The 19,939-nt window shown below is 74.0% G+C and carries 17 protein-coding genes; 14 read left to right on the top strand and 3 right to left on the bottom strand.

Annotation, left to right across the window (positions count from 1 at the left end; translation table 11 throughout):
* Positions 1 to 101 precede the first annotated feature (101 nt).
* The 9 genes from AB0P06_RS12530 to AB0P06_RS12490 all read left to right on the top strand — a co-directional run bounded on the left by AB0P06_RS12530 (position 102) and on the right by AB0P06_RS12490 (position 9,908).
* Complete coding sequence (locus AB0P06_RS12530) at positions 102 to 1,331, top strand: sensor histidine kinase (RefSeq protein WP_363607193.1); 1,230 nt, start codon at positions 102 to 104, stop codon at positions 1,329 to 1,331.
* The gene (locus AB0P06_RS12525; RefSeq protein WP_363607192.1) at positions 1,319 to 1,963 is read left to right on the top strand and encodes a response regulator transcription factor; all 645 of its coding nucleotides are present in this window, start codon (positions 1,319 to 1,321) and stop codon (positions 1,961 to 1,963) included. Before AB0P06_RS12530 ends, AB0P06_RS12525 begins: the two co-directional genes overlap by 13 nt.
* Before the next feature lie 2 nt (positions 1,964 to 1,965).
* Positions 1,966 to 2,742: a DUF4097 family beta strand repeat-containing protein gene (locus AB0P06_RS12520; protein ID WP_363607191.1), complete on the top strand. Its 777-nt coding sequence runs from the start codon at positions 1,966 to 1,968 to the stop codon at positions 2,740 to 2,742.
* Positions 2,743 to 2,837: 95 nt separating this feature from the next.
* Positions 2,838 to 4,007, top strand: a complete 1,170-nt coding sequence (gene dusB / locus AB0P06_RS12515; RefSeq protein WP_363607189.1) for a tRNA dihydrouridine synthase DusB — start codon at positions 2,838 to 2,840, stop codon at positions 4,005 to 4,007.
* Between the two features lie 563 nt (positions 4,008 to 4,570).
* Positions 4,571 to 7,279 (top strand): pyruvate, phosphate dikinase, encoded by a 2,709-nt coding sequence (ppdK, locus tag AB0P06_RS12510; RefSeq protein ID WP_363607188.1) that lies wholly within the window; start codon positions 4,571 to 4,573, stop codon positions 7,277 to 7,279.
* A gap of 210 nt (positions 7,280 to 7,489) precedes the next feature.
* Positions 7,490 to 8,041, top strand: coding sequence for a ribonuclease (locus tag AB0P06_RS12505; RefSeq protein WP_363607187.1), 552 nt, complete (start codon positions 7,490 to 7,492; stop codon positions 8,039 to 8,041).
* A gap of 71 nt (positions 8,042 to 8,112) precedes the next feature.
* Positions 8,113 to 8,583 (top strand): hypothetical protein, encoded by a 471-nt coding sequence (locus AB0P06_RS12500; protein ID WP_363607185.1) that lies wholly within the window; start codon positions 8,113 to 8,115, stop codon positions 8,581 to 8,583.
* Positions 8,583 to 8,936 (top strand): transcriptional regulator, encoded by a 354-nt coding sequence (locus AB0P06_RS12495; protein WP_363607184.1) that lies wholly within the window; start codon positions 8,583 to 8,585, stop codon positions 8,934 to 8,936. Before AB0P06_RS12500 ends, AB0P06_RS12495 begins: the two co-directional genes overlap by 1 nt.
* 54 nt (positions 8,937 to 8,990) lie before the next feature.
* Positions 8,991 to 9,908, top strand: coding sequence for a hypothetical protein (locus tag AB0P06_RS12490; protein WP_363607183.1), 918 nt, complete (start codon positions 8,991 to 8,993; stop codon positions 9,906 to 9,908).
* Here the strand turns inward: AB0P06_RS12490 and AB0P06_RS12485 are convergent.
* On the bottom strand, positions 9,850 to 10,866 hold the full coding sequence (locus tag AB0P06_RS12485; RefSeq protein WP_363607181.1) for a hypothetical protein: 1,017 nt from the start codon (positions 10,864 to 10,866) through the stop codon (positions 9,850 to 9,852). The two genes, AB0P06_RS12490 and AB0P06_RS12485, sit on opposite strands and share 59 nt — an antisense overlap.
* Positions 10,867 to 10,975: 109 nt before the next feature.
* Here AB0P06_RS12485 and AB0P06_RS12480 point away from each other — a divergent pair, with 109 nt between their 5' ends.
* On the top strand, positions 10,976 to 12,235 hold the full coding sequence (locus AB0P06_RS12480) for an ADP-ribosylglycohydrolase family protein (RefSeq protein WP_363607180.1): 1,260 nt from the start codon (positions 10,976 to 10,978) through the stop codon (positions 12,233 to 12,235).
* A gap of 3 nt (positions 12,236 to 12,238) precedes the next feature.
* Here the strand turns inward: AB0P06_RS12480 and AB0P06_RS12475 are convergent, their stop codons facing one another.
* Positions 12,239 to 12,967 (bottom strand): GNAT family protein, encoded by a 729-nt coding sequence (locus AB0P06_RS12475; RefSeq protein ID WP_363607178.1) that lies wholly within the window; start codon positions 12,965 to 12,967, stop codon positions 12,239 to 12,241.
* A gap of 669 nt (positions 12,968 to 13,636) precedes the next feature.
* Here AB0P06_RS12475 and AB0P06_RS12470 point away from each other — a divergent pair.
* Positions 13,637 to 14,581, top strand: a complete 945-nt coding sequence (locus AB0P06_RS12470) for a PAC2 family protein (RefSeq protein WP_363607177.1) — start codon at positions 13,637 to 13,639, stop codon at positions 14,579 to 14,581.
* A 179-nt stretch (positions 14,582 to 14,760) separates the two neighbouring features.
* A complete protein-coding gene (locus AB0P06_RS12465; protein ID WP_363607175.1) occupies positions 14,761 to 15,756 on the top strand; it encodes an SGNH/GDSL hydrolase family protein in 996 nt (331 codons plus the stop codon).
* Positions 15,757 to 15,849: 93 nt separating this feature from the next.
* Here the strand turns inward: AB0P06_RS12465 and AB0P06_RS12460 are convergent, their stop codons facing one another.
* Positions 15,850 to 16,275, bottom strand: coding sequence for a YjdF family protein (locus AB0P06_RS12460; protein ID WP_363607174.1), 426 nt, complete (start codon positions 16,273 to 16,275; stop codon positions 15,850 to 15,852).
* A gap of 327 nt (positions 16,276 to 16,602) precedes the next feature.
* On the opposite strand from AB0P06_RS12460, the gene AB0P06_RS12455 reads away from it, so the two are divergent.
* Both AB0P06_RS12455 and dnaG read left to right on the top strand, forming a co-directional pair.
* Positions 16,603 to 17,913 (top strand): deoxyguanosinetriphosphate triphosphohydrolase, encoded by a 1,311-nt coding sequence (locus AB0P06_RS12455; RefSeq protein ID WP_363607173.1) that lies wholly within the window; start codon positions 16,603 to 16,605, stop codon positions 17,911 to 17,913.
* A 41-nt stretch (positions 17,914 to 17,954) separates the two neighbouring features.
* Positions 17,955 to 19,862, top strand: a complete 1,908-nt coding sequence (gene dnaG / locus AB0P06_RS12450) for a DNA primase (protein ID WP_363607171.1) — start codon at positions 17,955 to 17,957, stop codon at positions 19,860 to 19,862.
* The last annotated feature ends 77 nt before the right edge of the window (positions 19,863 to 19,939 follow it).

The raw sequence follows: 19,939 nt of genomic DNA, 5'->3' as shown, positions 1-19,939 counted from the left end.
CGGTAGTGCGCCGCTCCCGACCGGGGGTGTACCCAGCTGCACCCCCGGCCTGTACACCCCTTCATGGCAGCGGCCGATGATCACGCTCTACGCTGTCGGCCATGCCCTCCACCACGCTGCGCCGAGCGCTCGCCAGGGGCGCCGGTCGGCCTCCGTGGTCGGCGGACGTCTGGCGCGACACCCGTTTCACCGCCGCGGGCATCCCGATGGCACTGCCGGTCTGGATGGCCTTCACCCAGTCCAAGCTGTTCGTGCCGGTGGTCCTCCTGCTCCTGGCCTGTCTCCGCCCGCTGACGGCCGTTCAGCGCGGTCGCCTGCGCACCCTGCGCGGGGTCGAGGTGCCCCTGCTGCTGCGGCCGGCCGACGCCCCGTCCGGCCTGCTGCTCCGGCTGCGGACCGGCGTGAACTGGCGTCAGGTCGGCTACCACCTCCTCGTCGGCCCGGTGCTCGCGATCGGCGCGGTGGCGCTGCTGTACGCGTGGGGCGCCGGTCTGGTGATGGCCACCGTCTACGGCTGGGCCTGGCTCATGCCGCACTCCAGCCCGGTGCGGACGGAGTGGCTCACCCTGAACATCCCGGTCACCTTCGGCGGCGTGGCGCTGCTGGCCGTGCTGCCCGGGGCGACGGCCCTGCTGGCGTGGCTGGAGGAGCGCACGGCCCGCCGGCTGCTCGGGCCGGGCCTGGCGGAGACCCTGGAGCGCCGGGTCGAGGAGATCGCCGAGAGCCGGGCCGGTGTGGTGGACGCCGCGGACGCCGAGCGCCGCCGGATCGAGCGTGACCTGCACGACGGCGCCCAGCAGCGGCTCACCTCGCTCGCGATGAACCTGGGGCTGGCCCGGCGGACCCTCAAGGACGTCCCGCCCGAGGCCATGCAGGTGATCATCGACGCGCACGAGGAGGCCCAGGCGGCCATCGACGAGCTGCGCGACCTGGTCCGCGGCCTGCACCCGGCCGTCCTGGAGGACCGCGGTCTGGACGCGGCGCTGTCCGGTATCGCGGCCCGGGCCCCGCTGCCGGTGCGGCTCGACGTCGACCTCGCCGAGCGGATCGCCCCGACCGTCGAGGCGGTCGCCTACTTCACCGTCTCCGAGGCGCTGGCCAATGTGGCCAAGCACGCCCGCGCGTCCCGGGTCGACCTCTCGGTCCGGACGGTCGGCGGCCGGCTGCGGCTGGTCATCAGGGACGACGGTGTGGGCGGTGCGGACCCTTCGCGCGGTACCGGGCTGACCGGTCTGCGCAAGCGCACCGCCTCGGTCGACGGCACGCTGTCCGTTCTCAGCCCCCTCGGGGGCCCCACCACCATCACCGTGGAGTTGCCGTGCGCGCTGTGATCGCCGAGGACTCGGTCCTGCTGAGGGTCGGCCTGGTCAAGGTCCTGGAGGCGGTGGGCTTCGAGGTCGCCGCCGCGGTGGGGGACGCCGAGGCGCTGCTCGCCGCGGTCGAGGAGCACCGGCCCCGGGTGGTGGTGGCGGACGTCCGGATGCCGCCCGGTTTCACCGACGAGGGCGTCCGGGCCGCGCTGATGATCCGCCGGCAGTGGCCCGAGGTGGCGGTCCTGCTGCTCTCCCAGTTCGTCGAGGAGCGCTACGCCGCCGATCTGCTGGCCACCAACACCAGCGGGGTCGGCTATCTGCTCAAGCAGCGGGTGGCCAATGTGGACGATTTCGTGGACGCCCTGCAGCGGGTCGCCGAGGGCGGGACCGCGCTGGACCCGGAGGTGGTCGCCCAGCTGCTGCTGCGCCGCCACCGCGACCCGCTGGAGCGGCTGACCCCGCGCGAGCGGGACGTGCTCGGGCTGATGGCGGAGGGCCGGTCGAACGCCGCGATCGCCGCCGCCCTGGTGGTCAGCGACAGCGCGGTGGCCAAGCACATCAACTCGATCTTCACCAAGCTGGACCTGCCGCCGGCCGACGACAGCCACCGCCGGGTGCTCGCGGTGCTGCGCTTCCTGGAGGTCGGGTAGCCGTGCGGGAACGTCGTGGCTGGCAGGTCACCGGAACGCTGGCGCTGGCGCTCGTCATGGCGTTCGGCGTCGTGCAGACCTGGGCGATGGTGGTGCAGCAGCGGACGGTGTCGGAGCGCTCGTACGACGTCGCGGTGACGAAGGTGCAGCTGGACACCGGCAGCGCGGCGGTCCGGATCAGGCCCGGTCCCGAGGGCCGGGTGGTGGTGCACCAGAACCTGGACTGGATGGTGCGCGCGCCGGTCGTCTCGACCAGTTTCGAGGGCACCGTGCTCACCGTCCGGATGCGCTGCAACCAGGTGCTGCCGATGGCGGACCTCGGCTGCGGCGCGATGATCGACCTGGAGGTGCCGGCCGCGGCCTCGGTGGCCGGCGAGGGGACCTCGGGCAGCGTGGAGATCGCGGACCTCCGCGGGGACGTCCGGCTGAGCCTGACCTCCGGCGCGATACACCTGACCGGGCTCTCCGGCCAGGTGTACGCGAGCACCACCTCCGGGATGGTCCAGGCGAAGGGGCTGAGCTCCGCGCGGGCGGAGGTGAGTGTCGCCTCGGGGTCGGTCGAGCTGGAGTTCTCCGCGGCGCCGCGGTCGGTGGACGTGAGCACCAGGTCCGGTTCGCTGGAGCTGACCCTGCCGCGTGACGCGCACTACAACTTCACCGGGGACATCGGCTCGGGCAGCCGCCACATCGACCCGACCCTGGCCGACTCCTCCAGCCCCAACAGCGTCCGGGTCTCGGTGGGCTCCGGTGTGGTGAGCATCGACGCCGCCGGGAACTGAGCGGCGGACGGCCCGGCCACGGGCCCGGGAGGGCGCCCGCCCGGGTGGGGGACAATGAAGAGTCCCGACCCCCCCGTCCCCGAGGTCAGCCGCGCATGACAGTCCCGTCCGCACCCACCGCGACCACCGCCGAGTTCGCGCCGCTGACCATCGGCCCGATGCAGGTGTGGCCGCCCGTCGTGCTGGCACCGATGGCCGGCATCACCAACGCCCCCTTCCGCACCCTCTGCCGCGAGCAGAGCGGCGGGAAGGGGCTGTACGTCTCCGAGATGATCACCACCCGGGCCCTGGTCGAGCGCAACGCCAAGACCATGCAGCTGATCAAGTTCGACCCGACCGAGAAGCCGCGCTCGATCCAGCTGTACGGCGTGGACCCGGTGACCGTGGGCAAGGCCGCCCGGATGATCGCCGAGGAGGACCTGGCCGACCACATCGACCTCAACTTCGGCTGCCCCGTCCCGAAGGTCACCCGCAAGGGCGGCGGCTCGGCGCTGCCGTACAAGCGCAACCTGCTGCGCGGGATCCTGCGCGAGGCGGTGGCCAACGCGGGGGACCTCCCGGTCACCATGAAGATGCGCAAGGGCATCGACGACGACCACCTCACCTTCCTGGACGCCGGCCGGATCGGCGCCGAGGAGGGCGTGGCCGCGATCGCCCTGCACGGGCGCACCGCCGCCCAGCACTACGGCGGCACCGCCGACTGGTCGGCGATCGCCCGGCTGCGAGAGTCCGTCCCGGCGCACATCCCGGTGCTCGGCAACGGGGACATCTGGTCGGCGCCCGACGCGGTGCGGATGATGCGCGAGACCGGCTGCGACGGCGTGGTGGTCGGGCGCGGCTGCCTGGGCCGGCCGTGGCTGTTCAAGGACCTGGTCTCGATCTTCGAGGGCGAGGTGGACTACGCCCGCCCGGCCTTCGCCGACGTGGCGCGGGCGATGGTGCGGCACGCGCAGCTGCTCGGTGAGTGGCTGGGCGACGAGACCCGCGGCGTGATCGACTTCCGCAAGCACGTCGCCTGGTACACCAAGGGCTTCTCGGTCGGCTCCGAGCTGCGGGTGAGGCTCGCCAACTCCTCCTCGCTGGCCGAGTTGGCCGAAACCCTCTCCCTGGTGGAGCAGTCCCAGCTCTGGCCGGCCGGTGCGGACGGCCCGCGCGGGCGGACCAGTGGCAACAACCGGGTGGTCCTGCCGGAGGGCTGGTTGGACGATCCGTATGACTGCGCCCTCCCCAGTGCGGACGCCGAATCGGACACCTCCGGCGGATGACCTGTCCGATGTGGCGAAAATTCCCCTCGGGGGGTGCTGGCCGCTACGTCGGAGCCCTCTTGGCCCATCTGGCCAAGAGGGCTCCCTTTTGGCGCATCGATGTCACGGAACGAGCACGATTCTGGACGCAGTGCGACGATTGGCGGAGGCCGACTACGTTCGGCCGGTGAGGCGCGCTCGTGACGCTTGCCACACGCGGTGGCGACTGGCGGCCGGTCAGGTGACGAAATGGACAGGTCGGCGGTGAATCGCTTCCCGAAGGGGGCGGCGGGCGATCGGCCGCTCCGGGTGCAGGAAATCAAGCCGGGGCGGCGCGGTGGGCCGTCGGCCGCTACCGTCCGTCTCGCTCGTATGATCTTCAGGTTTCCATGTCTTCAAGAGTTGAAGGCTGGCTAGCGTCAGCCGGACGATTTCACCAACAGAGGTGAACGCCTTTATGCGCATTCGATCTGTTGGGTTACCGGTCGGTACTGGCCTCGTACGGCCTATTGGCGGCGCGGAAGTGCCTTTGAAATGGGTATGTTCTCCGGCGTCAGGGCAACCGTGTGCGAGGAGACAGACCCGTGTCGTCCCAGCAGAAGTTTGTTTACTCCTTCACCGAAGGAAACAAGGACCTCAAGGATCTTCTTGGCGGCAAGGGCGCGAACCTGGCCGAGATGACCAACCTGGGTCTCCCCGTCCCTCCGGGGTTCACCATCACGACCGAGGCCTGCAAGGTCTTCCTGGAGACCGGCAGCGAGCCGGCCTCGCTGCACAAGGAGATCAGCTCCCACCTGGACGCCCTCGAGCGGGAGATGGGCAAGCAGCTCGGCCAGGCGGACAACCCGCTGCTGGTCTCGGTCCGTTCCGGTGCCAAGTTCTCCATGCCCGGCATGATGGACACCGTCCTGAACATCGGCCTCTCCGACGCCTCGGTGACCGGCCTGGTCGCGCAGTCCGGCAACGAGCGCTTCGCCTGGGACTCCTACCGCCGCCTGGTCCAGATGTTCGGCAAGACCGTGCTGGGCGTGGACGGCGAGCTGTTCGAGGAGGCCCTGGACGAGGCCAAGCACGCCAAGGGCACCACCAACGACCTGGACCTGGACGCCGCCGACCTCCGCGAGCTGGTCGAGGTGTTCAAGGGCATCGTCCAGCGTGAGACCGGCCGGGCCTTCCCGCAGGACCCGCGCGAGCAGATGGACCTCGCCATCCACGCCGTCTTCCACTCCTGGAACGGCGACCGGGCCCGCCTCTACCGCCGCCAGGAGCGCATCCCCAACGACCTGGGCACCGCGGTCAACGTCTGCAGCATGGTCTTCGGCAACCTCGGCGAGGACTCCGGCACCGGCGTCGCCTTCACCCGTGACCCCTCCACGGGCGCCCAGGGCGTCTACGGCGACTACCTCTCCAACGCCCAGGGCGAGGACGTCGTCGCCGGCATCCGCAACACCCTGCCGCTGGCCGACCTGGAGCAGCTCGACAAGAAGTCGTACGACCAGCTGATGGCGATCATGCGGACGCTGGAGAACCACTACCGCGACCTCTGCGACATCGAGTTCACCATCGAGCGAGGCAAGCTCTGGATGCTCCAGACCCGGGTCGGCAAGCGCACCGCCGCCGCGGCCTTCCGGATCGCCGTCCAGCTGGTGGACCAGGGCCTGATCGACCTGGACGAGGCCCTGATGCGGGTCACCGGCGGCCAGCTCTCCCAGCTGATGTTCCCGCGCTTCGCCCCCGACGCCACCTCCCGGCAGGTCGCCTGGGGCCTCGCCGCCTCGCCCGGCGCCGCGATCGGCAAGGTGGTCTTCGACTCCTACACCGCCGTCAAGTGGTCCCGCTCCGGTGAGAAGGTCATCCTGGTCCGCCGGGAGACCAACCCGGACGACCTGGACGGCATGATCGCCGCCGAGGGCATCCTCACCTCGCGCGGCGGCAAGACCTCGCACGCGGCCGTGGTCGCCCGCGGCATGGGCAAGACCTGTGTCTGCGGCGCCGAGGAGCTGGAGGTCGACACCAAGCGCCGCCGCTTCACCACCCCCGACGGGCAGGTGGTCGAGGAGGGCGACATCGTCTCCATCGACGGCGCGACGGGCAAGGTCTACCTCGGTGAGGTACCGGTCCTGCCGTCCCCGGTGGTGGAGTACTTCGAGGGCACCCTGCACGCCGGTGCCGACGTCCAGGGCGGGCTCGTCCAGGCCGTCCACCGGCTGATGTCGCACGCCGACGTCCGCCGCCGGCTCGCCGTCCGGGCGAACGCCGACAACGCCGAGGACGGCGGCCGCGCCCGCCGGTACGGCGCCCAGGGCATCGGCCTGTGCCGCACCGAGCACATGTTCCTCGGCGAGGAGCGCCGCAAGGAGGTCGAGCACCTGATCCTGGCGGACAACGACAAGGACCGGGAGCTGGCCCTCTCCACCCTGCTGCCGCTGCAGAAGGCCGACTTCCTGGAGCTGTTCCAGGCGATGGACGGCCTGCCGGTCACGGTCCGCCTGCTCGACCCGCCGCTGCACGAGTTCCTGCCCGACATCACCGAGCTGTCGGTGCGCGTCGCCCTCGCCGAGGCCCGCAAGGACCCGAACGAGAACGACCTGCGCCTGCTCCAGGCCGTGCACAAGCTGCACGAGCAGAACCCGATGCTCGGCCTGCGCGGCGTCCGCCTCGGCCTGGTCATCCCCGGTCTGTTCGGCATGCAGGTCCGCGCCATCGCCGAGGCCGCCGCCGAGCGGAGGCTGGCCGGCGGGGACCCGCGTCCCGAGGTGATGATCCCGCTGGTCGGGACCGTCCAGGAGCTGGAGCTGGTCCGCGACGAGTGCGAGCGGGTGCTGGCCGAGGTCGCCGTCTCGACCGGCGTCCGGCTGGACATCAAGCTCGGCACCATGATCGAGCTGCCGCGCGCGGCCCTGACGGCCGGCCAGATCGCCGAGGCCGCCGAGTTCTTCTCGTTCGGCACCAACGACCTCACCCAGACCGTCTGGGGCTTCTCCCGGGACGACGTGGAGGCCTCGTTCTTCACCGCGTACCTGGAGAAGGGCATCTTCGGGGTCTCCCCGTTCGAGACCATCGACCGCGACGGCGTCGGCGCGCTGGTCAAGCACGCCGTCGAGGCCGGCCGGGCCACCCGCCCCGACCTCAAGCTCGGCGTCTGCGGCGAGCACGGCGGCGACCCGGACTCGGTGCACTTCTTCCACGAGGCGGGGCTGGACTACGTCTCCTGCTCCCCCTTCCGGATCCCGGTGGCGCGTCTGGAGGCCGGCCGCGCCGCCATCGAGACGGCGGGCAGCGACTCGCGCTGAGGAGGCATCCCTCGGCGCGGCTCGGCTGACCGCTCCCCCTCCCGTCGGGAGGGCGTACACCGGAGCTCGGCGCAGGAGACCCGGCGTACGTAGCGCGGCCGGGGCAGGAACGGACAATGGCGTCCGTCCCCGCCCCGGCCGCACGCGTGTGTCCGCGACCACAGCGGCGGCTGCCCGGCCGGGGTCCGGCCGCCTGCCAAGCTGGAGCGCATGACCAGCAGAAACCGCCTGTCCGTCCTCGTGGCCGTCCTGATCTGCGTGCTCGCCGCCGCGGCCGGGTACGTCCTCTCGGGCACCGACGGCGGCCACCCCAGGGCCGTCTCCTCCTCGTCCGCCACGGCGACCGCGGCCTCCTCGACGGCCTCCTCCGCGGCCGCCCAGACGGCCTCCACAGCGCCGAAGCCGTCCGCCCCCAAGCCGTCCCCGCCGGCCGGCACCACTCCCGCCCCGGCCGGTACCTGGGTGCCCGCCGACCCGGCGCTGGCCGACGTCTGCCGGACCAAGCTGCCCGACCAGGCCGTCGACACCCTCGGCCTGATCGCCAAGGGCGGCCCGTACCCCTACCGCTCGGACGGCATCGTCTTCGAGAACCGCGAGAACCGCCTCCCGCGCAAGGCGAGCGGCTACTACCACGAGTTCACCGTGGTCACCCCCGGCTCCGGCGACCGGGGCGCCCGACGGGTCGTCACCGGCGACTCGGGCGAGCAGTACTGGACGGCCGACCACTACGCCTCCTTCCAGGAGATCGACCCGCGCTGCTGAAAGTACTTTCCAAGTCGGAAAGTAGATGCCATAGTGGAATCTCCGAGAGCGCGAACACTCCAGGGGATCCCATGAGCAGCTCCGAACCCGTCCACCTGCCCGCCGCCGAGGCCCTGCGCCTCGTCGAACGGGCCAAGGCCGCCGCGCAGGGGCCGGGCCGACTGCCCTCGTGGTACGGCCCGGCCTTCGCGGTGGCCTTCGCCGTCTACGGAACGGCGCTCGGCCAGGCCATCGGGGCGGGCGTGCCGTGGCTGAGCGGCGTGTTCGGCGTGGCCTTCGCGGTGCTGACCGGCAGCCTGGCCGCGGTTGCCAGCCGCAGCGGCGGCATCGTGCGGCGGATGTCACCGGGCCTCGGCCGCCCGGTGGTGCTGGCCGTCCTCCAGGTCCTCGCGGCGGCCCTGGCCGGCCTGCTGCTGGCCTGGGCGGCCGGCGGCGGCGCGCGCTGGATGGGCGCCGCCGCCGGGGTCGCGGCGGGCGCGGCGTTCTGGGTCGCCTCCCGGTGGCTGAACACCCACGTCCGCCGGTTGCTGGAGGAGCGCTGATGCCCGCGCTCGACCCGCTGCTCCAGCATCCGACCAGGCTGACCGTGCTGGCCTTCCTGAGCGCCTGCACCGAGGCCGAGTTCGCCGCCGTCCGGGATCACTGCGAGGTCTCCGACTCGGTGCTCAGCAAGGCCGCGACCGCCCTGGAGGAGGCCGGCTACCTGGTCGTCAGAAAGGGCTACGTCGGCAAGCGCCCCCGCACCTGGCTCGCCGCCACCCGGGCCGGCCACCGGGCGCTGGCCGCCCACCTCGCCGAACTCCAGCGCCTGGTCGCCGCCGCCGAGGCCGCCGGCGCCCTGCGCGCGAGGCTGTCGGCCGACCCGGTGTCCGGTGAGGCTCCGGCCGCCAAGTAGCCTGCGAGCCTGAGTGGTTCGGTCGACAGCGGACGGGTTGCGGGGGCGGGGTCGATGGGTGTGCGCAGAAGGCTCCACGGGGTGGTCGCGGCCACCGTCCTGGCGGCCCTCGCGGTGGGTTGCGGCGGCGCGGAGAAGCCGGGCGGAGCGGACCGGGAGGCCGTCGCCGAGCCGCCGATCGCCCGGACCGCCGCGGCGCCCGCCGACGGCGCCCCGGTCGCCCTGCCGCTCGACGGCTACTCCGTCGGTGCCGACGAGTCCGCGCTGATCTTCCGTGCGATGGGGCAGGCCACCCGGAGCTGCATGGCGGCGAAGGGGTTCGACTACGACCCGGGCGAGGTGCCCGCCGCGCCCCCGGCGACCCCCGTCGACCCGGGCACCCTCGGGCTGCTCTCCGCGACGGCGGCGCGGCAGACCGGCTACCACCGCCCGCCGCGCCCGGCCGGCGGCGTCAGCGGGACGTCCGGGAACGGACCGGCGCGGAGCGCGGAGTTCCAGCGGGCGCTCCAGGGCGAGGCCGACCGGAAGGCCGGCCTGGCGGATTCCGGGGCCGATCGCGGCTGCATGGGGGAGTTCGAGCGGCAGTTGCAGGCGGCCGGCGTGAAGAGCACCGCGTCGGACCTGGTCGGGACGCTGCGGACGAAGGCGTACGACCGCACGTCGTCGGACAGCAGGGTGACGGCCGCCCTGTCCGCGTGGCACTCCTGCATGGCCGCGCTCGGCTACGGCTACGCGAATCCGGTGCAGGCCAGTTCGGCGGCCTGGCCCGACCCGGTCTCCCAGCAGGAGAAGGACACCGCGACCGCCGACATGGACTGCAAGGCGCGGACGGGGCTGCTGGAGACCTGGTACGCGGTGCAGACCGCGTACCAGCAGCAGTACATCGCCGGGAACGAAGCCGCGCTGGAGGCGGTCAGGGAGACGTCCGGGCGGCGCGTCGCCGCGGCGAAGAAGGCGCTCGGCCGGCTCTGAGAGCGGCGTCGCCGATGCCCGGTCCGGCCAGCTCCCGCAGCACCGGGGCCGGGTCGCGACGGAGCTGGACGGGGGTGGTGCGGACGACCGGGAGGCCGGCGGCGGTGAGGCGGTTGGCCCGGGCCAGGCCCCGCTCGTGGTCGGCCGGGCGCAGGTGCCAGGCGCGGGAGTCGATCTCCAGGGCCACACAGGCCTGCGGCCAGTAGGCGTCCGGCACGGCGAGGAAGCGGCCGTCCAGGAACAGTACGGCGTTCCAGAGCGGCTCGGGCAGACCGGCCTCCCGCAGCAGCGCGCGGGCCTCGCCCTCGACCACCGAGCGCACCCCGGCCGTCAGGTCCTCCACCACCTGCGCGACCTGCGGCAGCCCGAGCGCGCCCGGCCGGGCGAGCAGTTGGTCCAGCAGCTCGCCGAGCGCGCAGTGGCGCCGCTGCACCGCCTCCGCGCAGAGCGCCCGGAACCGCCGCTGCCCGGTCTCCCGGGGCGCGAGGTCGGCCAGCGCCCGGGCGACCGTGGTGCTCCAGAGCCCGTCGTCCCGTTCGAAGCCGCCCGGCATCGACCCGGCCGCCCGGTGGATCCGGACGAACCCCCGGTCCGCGACCCGGCGCGCGCCCGGGATCAGCACATCGACCTCCGCCAGGTCGGCCGGGTGCCCGGCGCTCGGCAGCCCGGCGTCGGCGAGCACCGCCACCCCGGTCAGCAGCACCTCCCCGGCCAGCGGCGCGCGGCCCTTCGGGCCCGCGTACGCCAGCGCCGCGCGCAGCCGCTGATGCGGGCTCAGCCGCCCGGTCTGCAGGCAGATCACCCGGGGCAGCACCTGCTGCCAGGGGCCGCCCGGCCGCAGCCGGTGGGCGATGGTGCCGGGCGGCACACCGAGCCGCCGCAGCTGGGCCCGGGTGGCGATGTGCTGCTGGTCGGCGCCCAGCAGCAGCAGTGGGTCGATCTGGTCCGCACAGGTCATGCCCCGGGTCCTTCCCGCCCGGATAGGGTGTATGCGAAACATCGCCCGCCCGGGGAGCCGCGGTAAAGATGTTGACGGAGCGTCGGCCGGGCCGCCGAGCTTGGCCGTGATGACCACTTTCCCGAGCAGCCCCGCACTCGACGTGCTGCACGCGCTCAACGGCCTGTCCGTCGGCGACGCCCTCGGCGCCCAGTTCTTCGTACCCGCCACCGCCGCGGCCCACTTCGCCGCCCGCACCGCCCCGCCCGGCCCCTGGCCGTGGACCGACGACACCGAGATGGCCTGCTCGGTGTCGGCGGCGCAGATCGAGCGCGGGCACATCGACACCTTCGACCTCACCCACGCCTTCGCCCGCCGCCACGACTTCGACCGCGGCTACGGCCCGGCCGCCAACCGCCTGCTCCGGCTGGTCCGGGAGGGCGGTGACGCCCGGCGACTGGCCGCCGAACTCTTCGACGGCCAGGGTTCGTACGGCAACGGCGCCGCGATGCGGGTCGCCCCGCTGGGCGCCGCCCACGCCGCCGACCCGGCCGCCGCGGTGCGGCCCGCCGCCGACACCGCCGTGATCACCCACACCCATCCGCAGGCCGTGGACGGCGCGATCGCGGTCGCCGTGGCCGCCGCCTGGGCGGTGCGGGCGCGGACCGAGCCCATGACGCCGGAGGGCTTCCTGACGGCCGTCGTCCGGCTCACCCCGCGGGGGGCCGTCCGGGACGGCCTGACCGAGGCGGTCGGGCTGCTGGCCGAGCCGGACCTCACGGTGGCCGCCCGGCTGCTCGGCAACGGCAGCCGGGTGAGCGCCGCCGACACCGTCCCGTACGCCCTCTGGTGCGCGGCCCGCCGGCTCGGCGACTACCCGGCGGCGGTCTGGGAGGCGGTGGGCGCGGGCGGGGACATGGACACCGTGGCCGCCATCACGGGCGGCGTGGTCGCCGCGCACACCGGCACCGCCGGCATCCCCGAGGCCTGGCTGGCGGCCCGGGAACCGCTGCCGGCCTGGGCCTCCCCGGCGCCGGGCGCCGTCTCCGGCGGCCCGGACGACACCGGGGCGGGGATGCGGCTCCCGCGCCCGCACCCCGTGCCGGAGGTGGTCTGGACGGACGAGCAGTGGGAGCGCATCCGGCAGGGCGGGCCGGTGGGCGCGCCGGACCACCGCTGGCACGTCCACACCCGGGAGGGCGTCGTCCGGCTCCGCCACCCCCGCGGCCACACCGTGTGGGAGGTGACGGTCGCCCCCGGCCGCGACGGCTGGCGGCCGGTCTCCGCGCTGGTGGAGGCCGGTCCGGACTGGTACGAGCCAGGCCCGGACGGCCAGGACCCCGACGGCCTCACCCGCGTCCTGCGGGCCGCCGCCACCGGCGAACGGTAGCCCTCAGGCGGTGATCAGGTGCCCGGTGCCGCCGCCGTGTCTAAGGCACTCCTGGTTGATCGCCGGATCCGGGGCGCTCGGGGAGGTGGCGGCGGCGATCCGCAGCTCGATGATGTCCCGGACGGCGGGCCACTCCGAGTCGAGGATCGAGTAGAACGCGGTCGACCGCACCACACCGTCCAGGCCGCGCGAGTGCGCCCGGCGGACGCCCTCGGACGTCGCGCCGAGGCGTTCGATCGCGGCGCGCGAGCGCAGGTTGCGGGCGTCGGCGCGCATCGAGATCCGCTGCACGCCCCACTCCTCGAAGGCGTACCGCAGCATCAGCAGCTTGGCCTCGGTGTTGATGCCGGTGCCCTGGGCGCGCGGCGAGAGCCAGGTGTTGCCGATCTCGGCGGCGTCCGGCACGGCCGTGGCCGGATCGCCGAACGGGACACCGGGGACCGGCGGCCAGACGACCGGGCCCTGCCAGTAGTCGAGTTCCAGGAACCGGGTGGAGCCGACCACCCGGCCGTCCGCGGCGTTGACCGTCGCGAACGGCAGCGACCGGCCCGCGGCCTGGTCGGCGAGCGCCCGCGCGATGTAGTCGCGGGCCGCTTCCAGACCGTGCGGGACGGGGGTGAAGGCGTAGGTCGTACGGTCCTCGGCGCCGGCCTGGGCGATGGCCTCGGCGTGATGCGCGGCGAGGGGCTCCAGCCGCACGGTGCGGCCGGTGAGGATGACAGGTACGGGCACGGAACCTTGGCCCTTCGGCGGTCGGAGGGCGCCTCCCGCACCGGGGTCGCGGCGCGGGTTGCGTGGACGGTCGCCCCGGCCCCGGAGTCCGTCCGCCGGTACCCGTGCAGGCCGGAGACCGGCGGAGCGGGGCGGGGGCGGCGGCCCGGAGGCGGGCAGCGCGGTGCCGGAACGGACACGGGTCGACGGACCGGTCCGGCGGGGATGAGCGAGGGGACAGTGTGCGTCCGCGAAATGGCCGAGGAGGAAACGAGTGCGCGAAGGGAAGCGGGCGGCCAGGTGAAGGCAAGATGCGTCGTGGGTGGCTGGCCGAGCACCGGGCCGGGACGTGATCGACGGCGTTACGGACGACGTGACGACGACGCGACGATGCGAGGCAGCGAGAGGACGATACCCGCCAGAAGGCGGTGCGTCACTTCGCGGTACACGAATGGGCGCGCGGGTCTGCCGGGCCCGCGCCGGAGAGGCGCTTTCAACGCCTGTGACCAGGGGATTCTCCACCAGGTGCGATCATGGTCGAGGCGGCCTTCCGGCGGGGCGCCGAGCGGTCGACGGAGGTGCCGCGCCGCGATGCCCGGCGGTCACGGGAATTCCGGCGGGGCCCGGCACGCTGCAGTCCAGGAGAAGCCGGTACGGGTGTGACGAGTAGAGGACGGGGTTGGGTGCGCGGTGCGTGATCCCCAGGCGCTGTACGAGCTGGATCAGCAGGGCGTGGCGGCCGTGGCCGACGCGATCACCGCGTTGGGCGACACCGGCGCCGGCCTGGTGCTGCTCCACCACTTCGAGGGCTTCATGGACGCCGGCGAGGCCGGCGGCCAGGTGGTGGCCCATCTGCTGGAGCAGGGATCGCCGCAGGTGGTCGCCCGCTTCGACCACGACCGTCTGGTGGACTACCGGGCCCGTCGCCCCGCGATGGTCTTCGACCGCGAGCACTGGTCCTCCTACGACCCGCCGGAGATTCTGCTCCAGCTCGTCCACGACGCGGCCGGCTCGCCGTTCCTGCTGCTCAGCGGGCCCGAGCCGGACGTCGAATGGGAGCGCTTCACCGCCGCCGTGCGCGAGCTGGTCGAGCGCTTCGAGGTCCGGCTGACGCTGGACTTCCACGGCATCCCGATGGGCGTGCCGCACACCCGCCCGGTGGGGCTGACGCCGCACGGCAACCGGCTGGACCTCGCGGCGGGCTACCCGCAGTGGTTCGAGCAGGCCCAGGTGCCCGGCAGCGCGCAGGCCCTGCTGGAGTACCGGCTCGCCGAGGCCGGGCACGACGTCCTGGGCTTCGCCGTGCACGTGCCGCACTACGTGGCGCGCTCGGAGTACCCGGCGGCCGCGGTGCTGGTCCTGGAGGCGGTGCAGTCGGCCACCGGCCTGGTGCTGCCGGGTACCCGGCTGCGCGAGCGGGTCGGTGAGGTCTACGCCGACATCGAGGAGCAGCTGGCCGGCGGGGACGGCGAGCTGCGCTCGGCGATCCGCGGCATGGAGGGCCAGTACGACGCCGTGGCGGGCGCGGAGAGCCGGGAGAGTCTGCTGGCCGAGCCCGCCGACCTCCCCTCGGCGGACGAGCTGGGCCGGCGCTTCGAGCAGTTCCTGGCCGAGCACGAGCGCGGGCCCGAGTAGGCCTTGAGCCCGGGCAGGTCGTGCGACGGCCGGAGGAATTCCCGTCCGGGCGGGAGCCATCCGGCGCCGTCGTTCGTTGGCCCTGAGGTGCCCGGGGGACGGGCCGCCGCACAGAGAGCGACGCCGGCTCCTACCCCCGGGGGGACTTCATGCCAACGCCCAGGAACATGCCCGCGAGCATGCCCACCAGCACGTACCGGACCGCGGCCGGCGCCCTGTCGGCCGTCCTGGCCGCGCTGGTGCTGGCCGGCTGCGCGGGCGGCGGATCGGACGGCGGCCCGGCCGCCGCGCCGGACGGTGCCCGCCCGGCGCGGGCCGGCGCGCCCCCGACACCCACCCCGACGCCCACCGGTCCGTACGTGGCGCTCGGCGACTCGTACACCGCGGGCCTGAAGGTCTCCCCGCAGGTGGGGGAGCCGAAGGGCTGCGCCCGCTCGGCGGCCAACTACCCGTCCCTGGTGGCGAAGGCGCTCGGGTTGGCGGACGGGCAGTTCCGGGACGTCAGTTGCAGCGGCGCCCGTACCGGTGACCTCACCGGCACCCAGCACACCGACAGCGGCTCGAACGCGCCGCAGCTGGACGCGCTCTCCCCGGCCACCCGGCTGGTCACGGTCGGGATCGGCGGCAACGACGCCGGGTTCATGGAGGTCGTCACCCAGTGCGCCAAGGAGAACCTGGTGGACGCGGTGAAGGGCCTGGTCGGCACCGACCGCGTCGGCGCGCCGTGCCGGGAGCACTACGCCTCCGCCGGCGGCGCCGCCGACCAGGTGCAGCGCAAGGTGGACACGGCCGGTGAACGGCTGGCCCAGGTCCTCCAGGAGATCAAGCGCCGCTCCCCGCAGGCCAGGGTGTACGTGGTCGGGTACCCGGCGCTGCTCCCGGCCGACCCGGCGAGCTGCGTACCGGTGCTCGGCAAGGCCGTCGCCGCCGCCGACCTGGCCTTCCTGACCGAGAAGCAGCAGCAGCTGAACGCGATGCTGAAGAGCCGGGCGGCCGGCGCCGGGGCGGTCTTCGTGGACGCGGCCGCCCCCTCGGCGGGCCACGACATGTGCGCGGGCGAGGCCACCCGCTGGGTGGAGCCGCCGTTCCCGGCGCCCGGTCTGGCCGCGATCCACCCCAACGCCAAGGGCGAGGAGGGTATCGCCGCCGCCGTGCTGAAGGCCGTCCGCGGCTGAGGCGCCGCGGCCCGTCACGTCCCGGCGCCCCGACCAGGGCCGCCCCGACCGGAGCCGCCCCGACCAGGGCCGCCGCGGCTCCGGGCCGCCCGGTCACCGCCCGCGGTGCCGCTCCCTGGCCCGGTGCCGGGCCGCCGCCCGCCGCTCCTCGGCCTCCTCGGCGGCCCGGCGCTTGGCCGCCGCCCGGTTGAGGTGCCCGGCATCCTGGTGGGCCCGCGCCAGCGCCTCCTCGGCGGCGGTGCTCAGCGGGCGGGCCGCCTGCTCCTTCGCGGCCTGCCGGGCGAGCCGCTTGGGGCTCACCCGGGGCTGCCGCGCCCGCCGTTCGACGGCCACCTCGGGCGCCGCCAGCGCGGCGTCCAGCAGCCGGCCGAAGTCCTGGCGGACGAACGCCAGCAGCTCCGCGTTGCCGGGCTCGCCCCCGAAGACATGACGGGCCGCGCGGACTCCGCCGGAGCCCGCGATCTCCAGCACCCCGACCCAGAACGGGTCGTCGAAGAACACGCTGAACGTGCTCGGCATGGTGCGTCCTCCCATGGTCGTGCCGTGTCCCGCGCGCGACCGCGCGACGGGAGGAACACGCCGGACACCCTGGGAGGGGAGATTACTGACCGCCGGCCGGTCCGACGGCGCCCGGACTACCGACCGGGGCTGTGTTTTCGCGCGTTCCCGCCGCCGATCGTACGAGCGGCCGTGGTACTCGCTCCAGCCGTTTTCCCGCGCGCCCCGGGCCCGTTCGGCCGGGCGTGCCCGGCACGTTCGCGTCCGCGAGCGTTCACCCCCCGGCCCGCGCCCCTTCACGCGCGGCACACTTCCGGTGTCGGGGCCGCGGCGTACCGTGTGGGGCATATGGACGACACCGCGTACCGCCTCACCGCCGCCCCGATCCCGTACGACCACGCCGCCGAGGCCCGTTGGGTGCCCGAACCGGACAAGCGCCCCGGCCGGACGGCGTTCCAGCGCGACCGCGCCCGGGTGCTCCACTCCGCGGCCCTGCGCCGGCTGGCCGGTACCACCCAGGTCGTCGCCCCGATGCGCAGTGACTTCCCCCGCACCCGGCTGACCCACTCGCTCGAATGCGCCCAGGTCGGGCGGGAGTTGGGCGCGGCCCTCGGCTGCGACCCGGACCTCGTGGAGACGGCCTGCCTGGCCCACGACATCGGCCACCCGCCGTTCGGCCACACCGGCGAGGAGGCGCTCGACCAGGCCGCCGAGGCCTGCGGCGGCTTCGAGGGCAACGCGCAGTCGCTGCGCATCCTCACCCGCCTCGAACCCAAGCGCTTCGCCCCGCAGGACGAACAGCCCGCCCGGCTCGCGCCCTGGCCCGGCCGCAGCGTCGGCCTCAACCTCACCCGCGCCGCGCTGGACGCCGCCACCAAGTACCCGTGGACCCGTGGCGCCCACCCCACCGACCCGGCCTCGCCGAAGTACGGGGTCTACGCCGACGACCTGCCGGTCTTCCGCTGGATGCGGGCCGGCTCCCCGGCCGGTCGCAAGTGCTTCGAGGCCACCGTCATGGACTGGGCCGACGACGTCGCCTACTCCACCCACGACGTCGAGGACGGCCTCCAGGCCGGCCACATCGACCCGGCCGTGCTGCGCGCCCCGGGCGAGCGGGCCGAGCTGTTCAAGGTGGCCGAGCGCTACGCCCGGGACGCCGGGCCCGAGGAGCTGTCCGCCGCCCTCGACCGGTTGCTCGCCCAGGAGTGGTGGCCGAACGCGTACGACGGCTCGGCCCGCGCCCGCGCCGGTCTGAAGGACCTCACCAGCCAGCTGATCGGCCGCTTCTGCCTCGCCGCCGAGCAGGCCACCCGCGCCCGCTACGGCCCCGGCCGGCTCAGCCGGTACGCGGCCGAGCTGGTGGTGCCGCGCGAGGTCCGGCTGGAGTGCGCGGTGCTCAAGGCGGTCGCCGTCCGGTTCGTGATGCAGCGCGACGAGCAGGCCCGGCTCCGGGCCCGCCAGCGGATCGTGATCGCCGAGCTGGCCGAGGTGCTGATCCGGCGCGCCCCCGAGGGACTGGATCCGGTGTTCGGCGCCCTCTACCGCGAGGCCGAGGACGACCGCGCCGCCCTCCGCGCCGTGATCGACCAGATCGCCACCCTCACCGACGCCTCCGCGCTGGCCCTGCACTCCCGCCTGGTCGACGGCGTCCGGGCGTGAGAGCCGTCGGGAACCGGCCGGGGTGGACGTAGACTTCCGGAGTGGCCGGGCGGATCAGGGACGAAGACGTACAGGCGGTGCGCAGCGCACTGCCGATCGACGTGGTGGTCGGCGACTACGTACAGCTGACCAACGGTGGCGGCGGCGAGTACAAGGGCGTCTGCCCCTTCCACGACGAGAAGTCCGCCTCCTTCTACGTCAACCCCGCCAAGGGCGTCTTCCACTGCTTCGGCTGCCAGGAGAACGGCGACACGATCGCCTTCCTGATGAAGATCGAGCACTTCACCTTCGCCGAGGCCGTCGAGCGGATGGCCGCCCAGGCGAACATCACGCTCCGCTACGAGGAGGGCGGCTACAGCCCCCGCCACCAGCAGGGCGAGCGCACCCGGCTGGTCGAGGCGCACAAGGTGGCCTCCGCCTTCTACCAGGAGCAGCTGGCCTCGCCGGAGGCGGAGATCGGCCGCCGCTTCCTCGCCGAACGCGGCTTCGACGAACAGGCCGCGCAGACCTTCGGCGTCGGCTACGCCCCGGCCGGCTGGGAGAACCTGGTGCGCTACCTGCGCGGCAAGGGCTTCAGCGACAAGGAGATCCTGCTCGGCGGCCTGGCCTCGCAGGGCCAGCGCGGCGGCCTGATCGACCGCTTCCGGGGCCGGCTGGTCTGGCCGATCCGCGACATCGCGGGTGAGACGGTCGGCTTCGGCGCCCGCCGTCTGCGCGAGGACGACAACGGGCCGAAGTACCTCAACACCCCCGAGACGCCGATCTACAAGAAGTCCCACGTGCTGTACGGGATCGACCTGGCGAAGAAGGAGATCGCCAAGTCGGGCCGGGCGGTGGTGGTCGAGGGCTACACCGATGTGATGGCCTGTCATCTCGCGGGCGTCACCACGGCGGTGGCCACCTGCGGCACCGCCTTCGCCGAGGACCACATCAAGATCATCCGCCGGCTGCTGATGGACACCTCGCAGTACCGCGGCGAGACGGTGTTCACCTTCGACGGCGACGCGGCCGGCCAGAAGGCGGCCCTGCGGGCCTTCGAGGACGACCAGAAGTTCGCCGCCAAGACCTCCATCGCGGTCAGCCCCGGTGGCATGGACCCGTGCGACCTGCGCCTGGCCAAGGGCGACGACGCGGTCCGCGAACTCATCGACAACCCGGTCCCGCTGTTCGAGTTCGCGCTGCGCTCGGCCGTCGCCCGGCACCGGGTGGAGACCCCCGAGGGCCGTTCGGCGGCGCTGGAGGAGGCCGCGCCGATCGTGGCCAAGATCAAGGACCGTTCGATCCAGCACGAGTACGCCGTCCGGCTGGCCGGCATGCTCGGCATCCTGGACGAGCCGTTCGTGATCCGCCGCGTCTCCCAGCTGGCCCGCTGGGACCGCGAGCGCCAGCAGAACCCGCGCGGCAACGGCCGGCCCCGCCGCCCCGAACCCGCGCAGCCCGTCCGCCCCGCCCGTCCGGTGTTCCGGCTCAACCCGCGCGACCCGGCCCAGTTCGTCGAGCGCGAGCTGCTCAAGCTGGCCCTCCAGCACCCGGACCTGGTCAGCCCGGCCTTCGACCACTACGCCGAGGACGAGTTCCCCACCCCGCCGTACACCGCCGTGCGCCGCGCCGTCGCCCAGGCCGGCGGCGCCGCGTACGGGGCCACCCTGGCCGACTTCACCAGTGTGGTGCGCGAGGCGGCCCCGGACGACCAGGTGCGCTCGCTGGTCACCGAGCTGACCGTGGAACCGGTGCGGTCGCGCCGCAAGGTGGACGCGGTCTACGCGGGGGAGTTCCTGGTCAAGCTGCGGATGCTGGCCGTGGACCGGCGGGTGGACGAGGTTCGCGCCCACCTCCAGCGGCTCGGTACCCGGGCCGCCGCCGAGGAGCTGCACGCGGTGCAGAGCGAGCTGTGGCAGCTCCAGCAGTACGGGCAGCAGCTCCGGAGCCGGGGCGCCGCGGCGCTGTAGGGCCGGGCGCCGCGGGCCGGGCCCGCCGCAGAAAGTCCGCGCACGAGTCTCGGCCACGGAGCGTGGCGTACCGCACA

It is taken from the genome of Kitasatospora sp. NPDC088351 (assembly GCF_040685575.1).
Lineage (GTDB): Bacteria > Actinomycetota > Actinomycetes > Streptomycetales > Streptomycetaceae > Kitasatospora.
The sequence above is the reverse complement of the archived record's forward strand: the minus strand, read 5'-3'. Positions and strand labels throughout refer to the sequence as shown.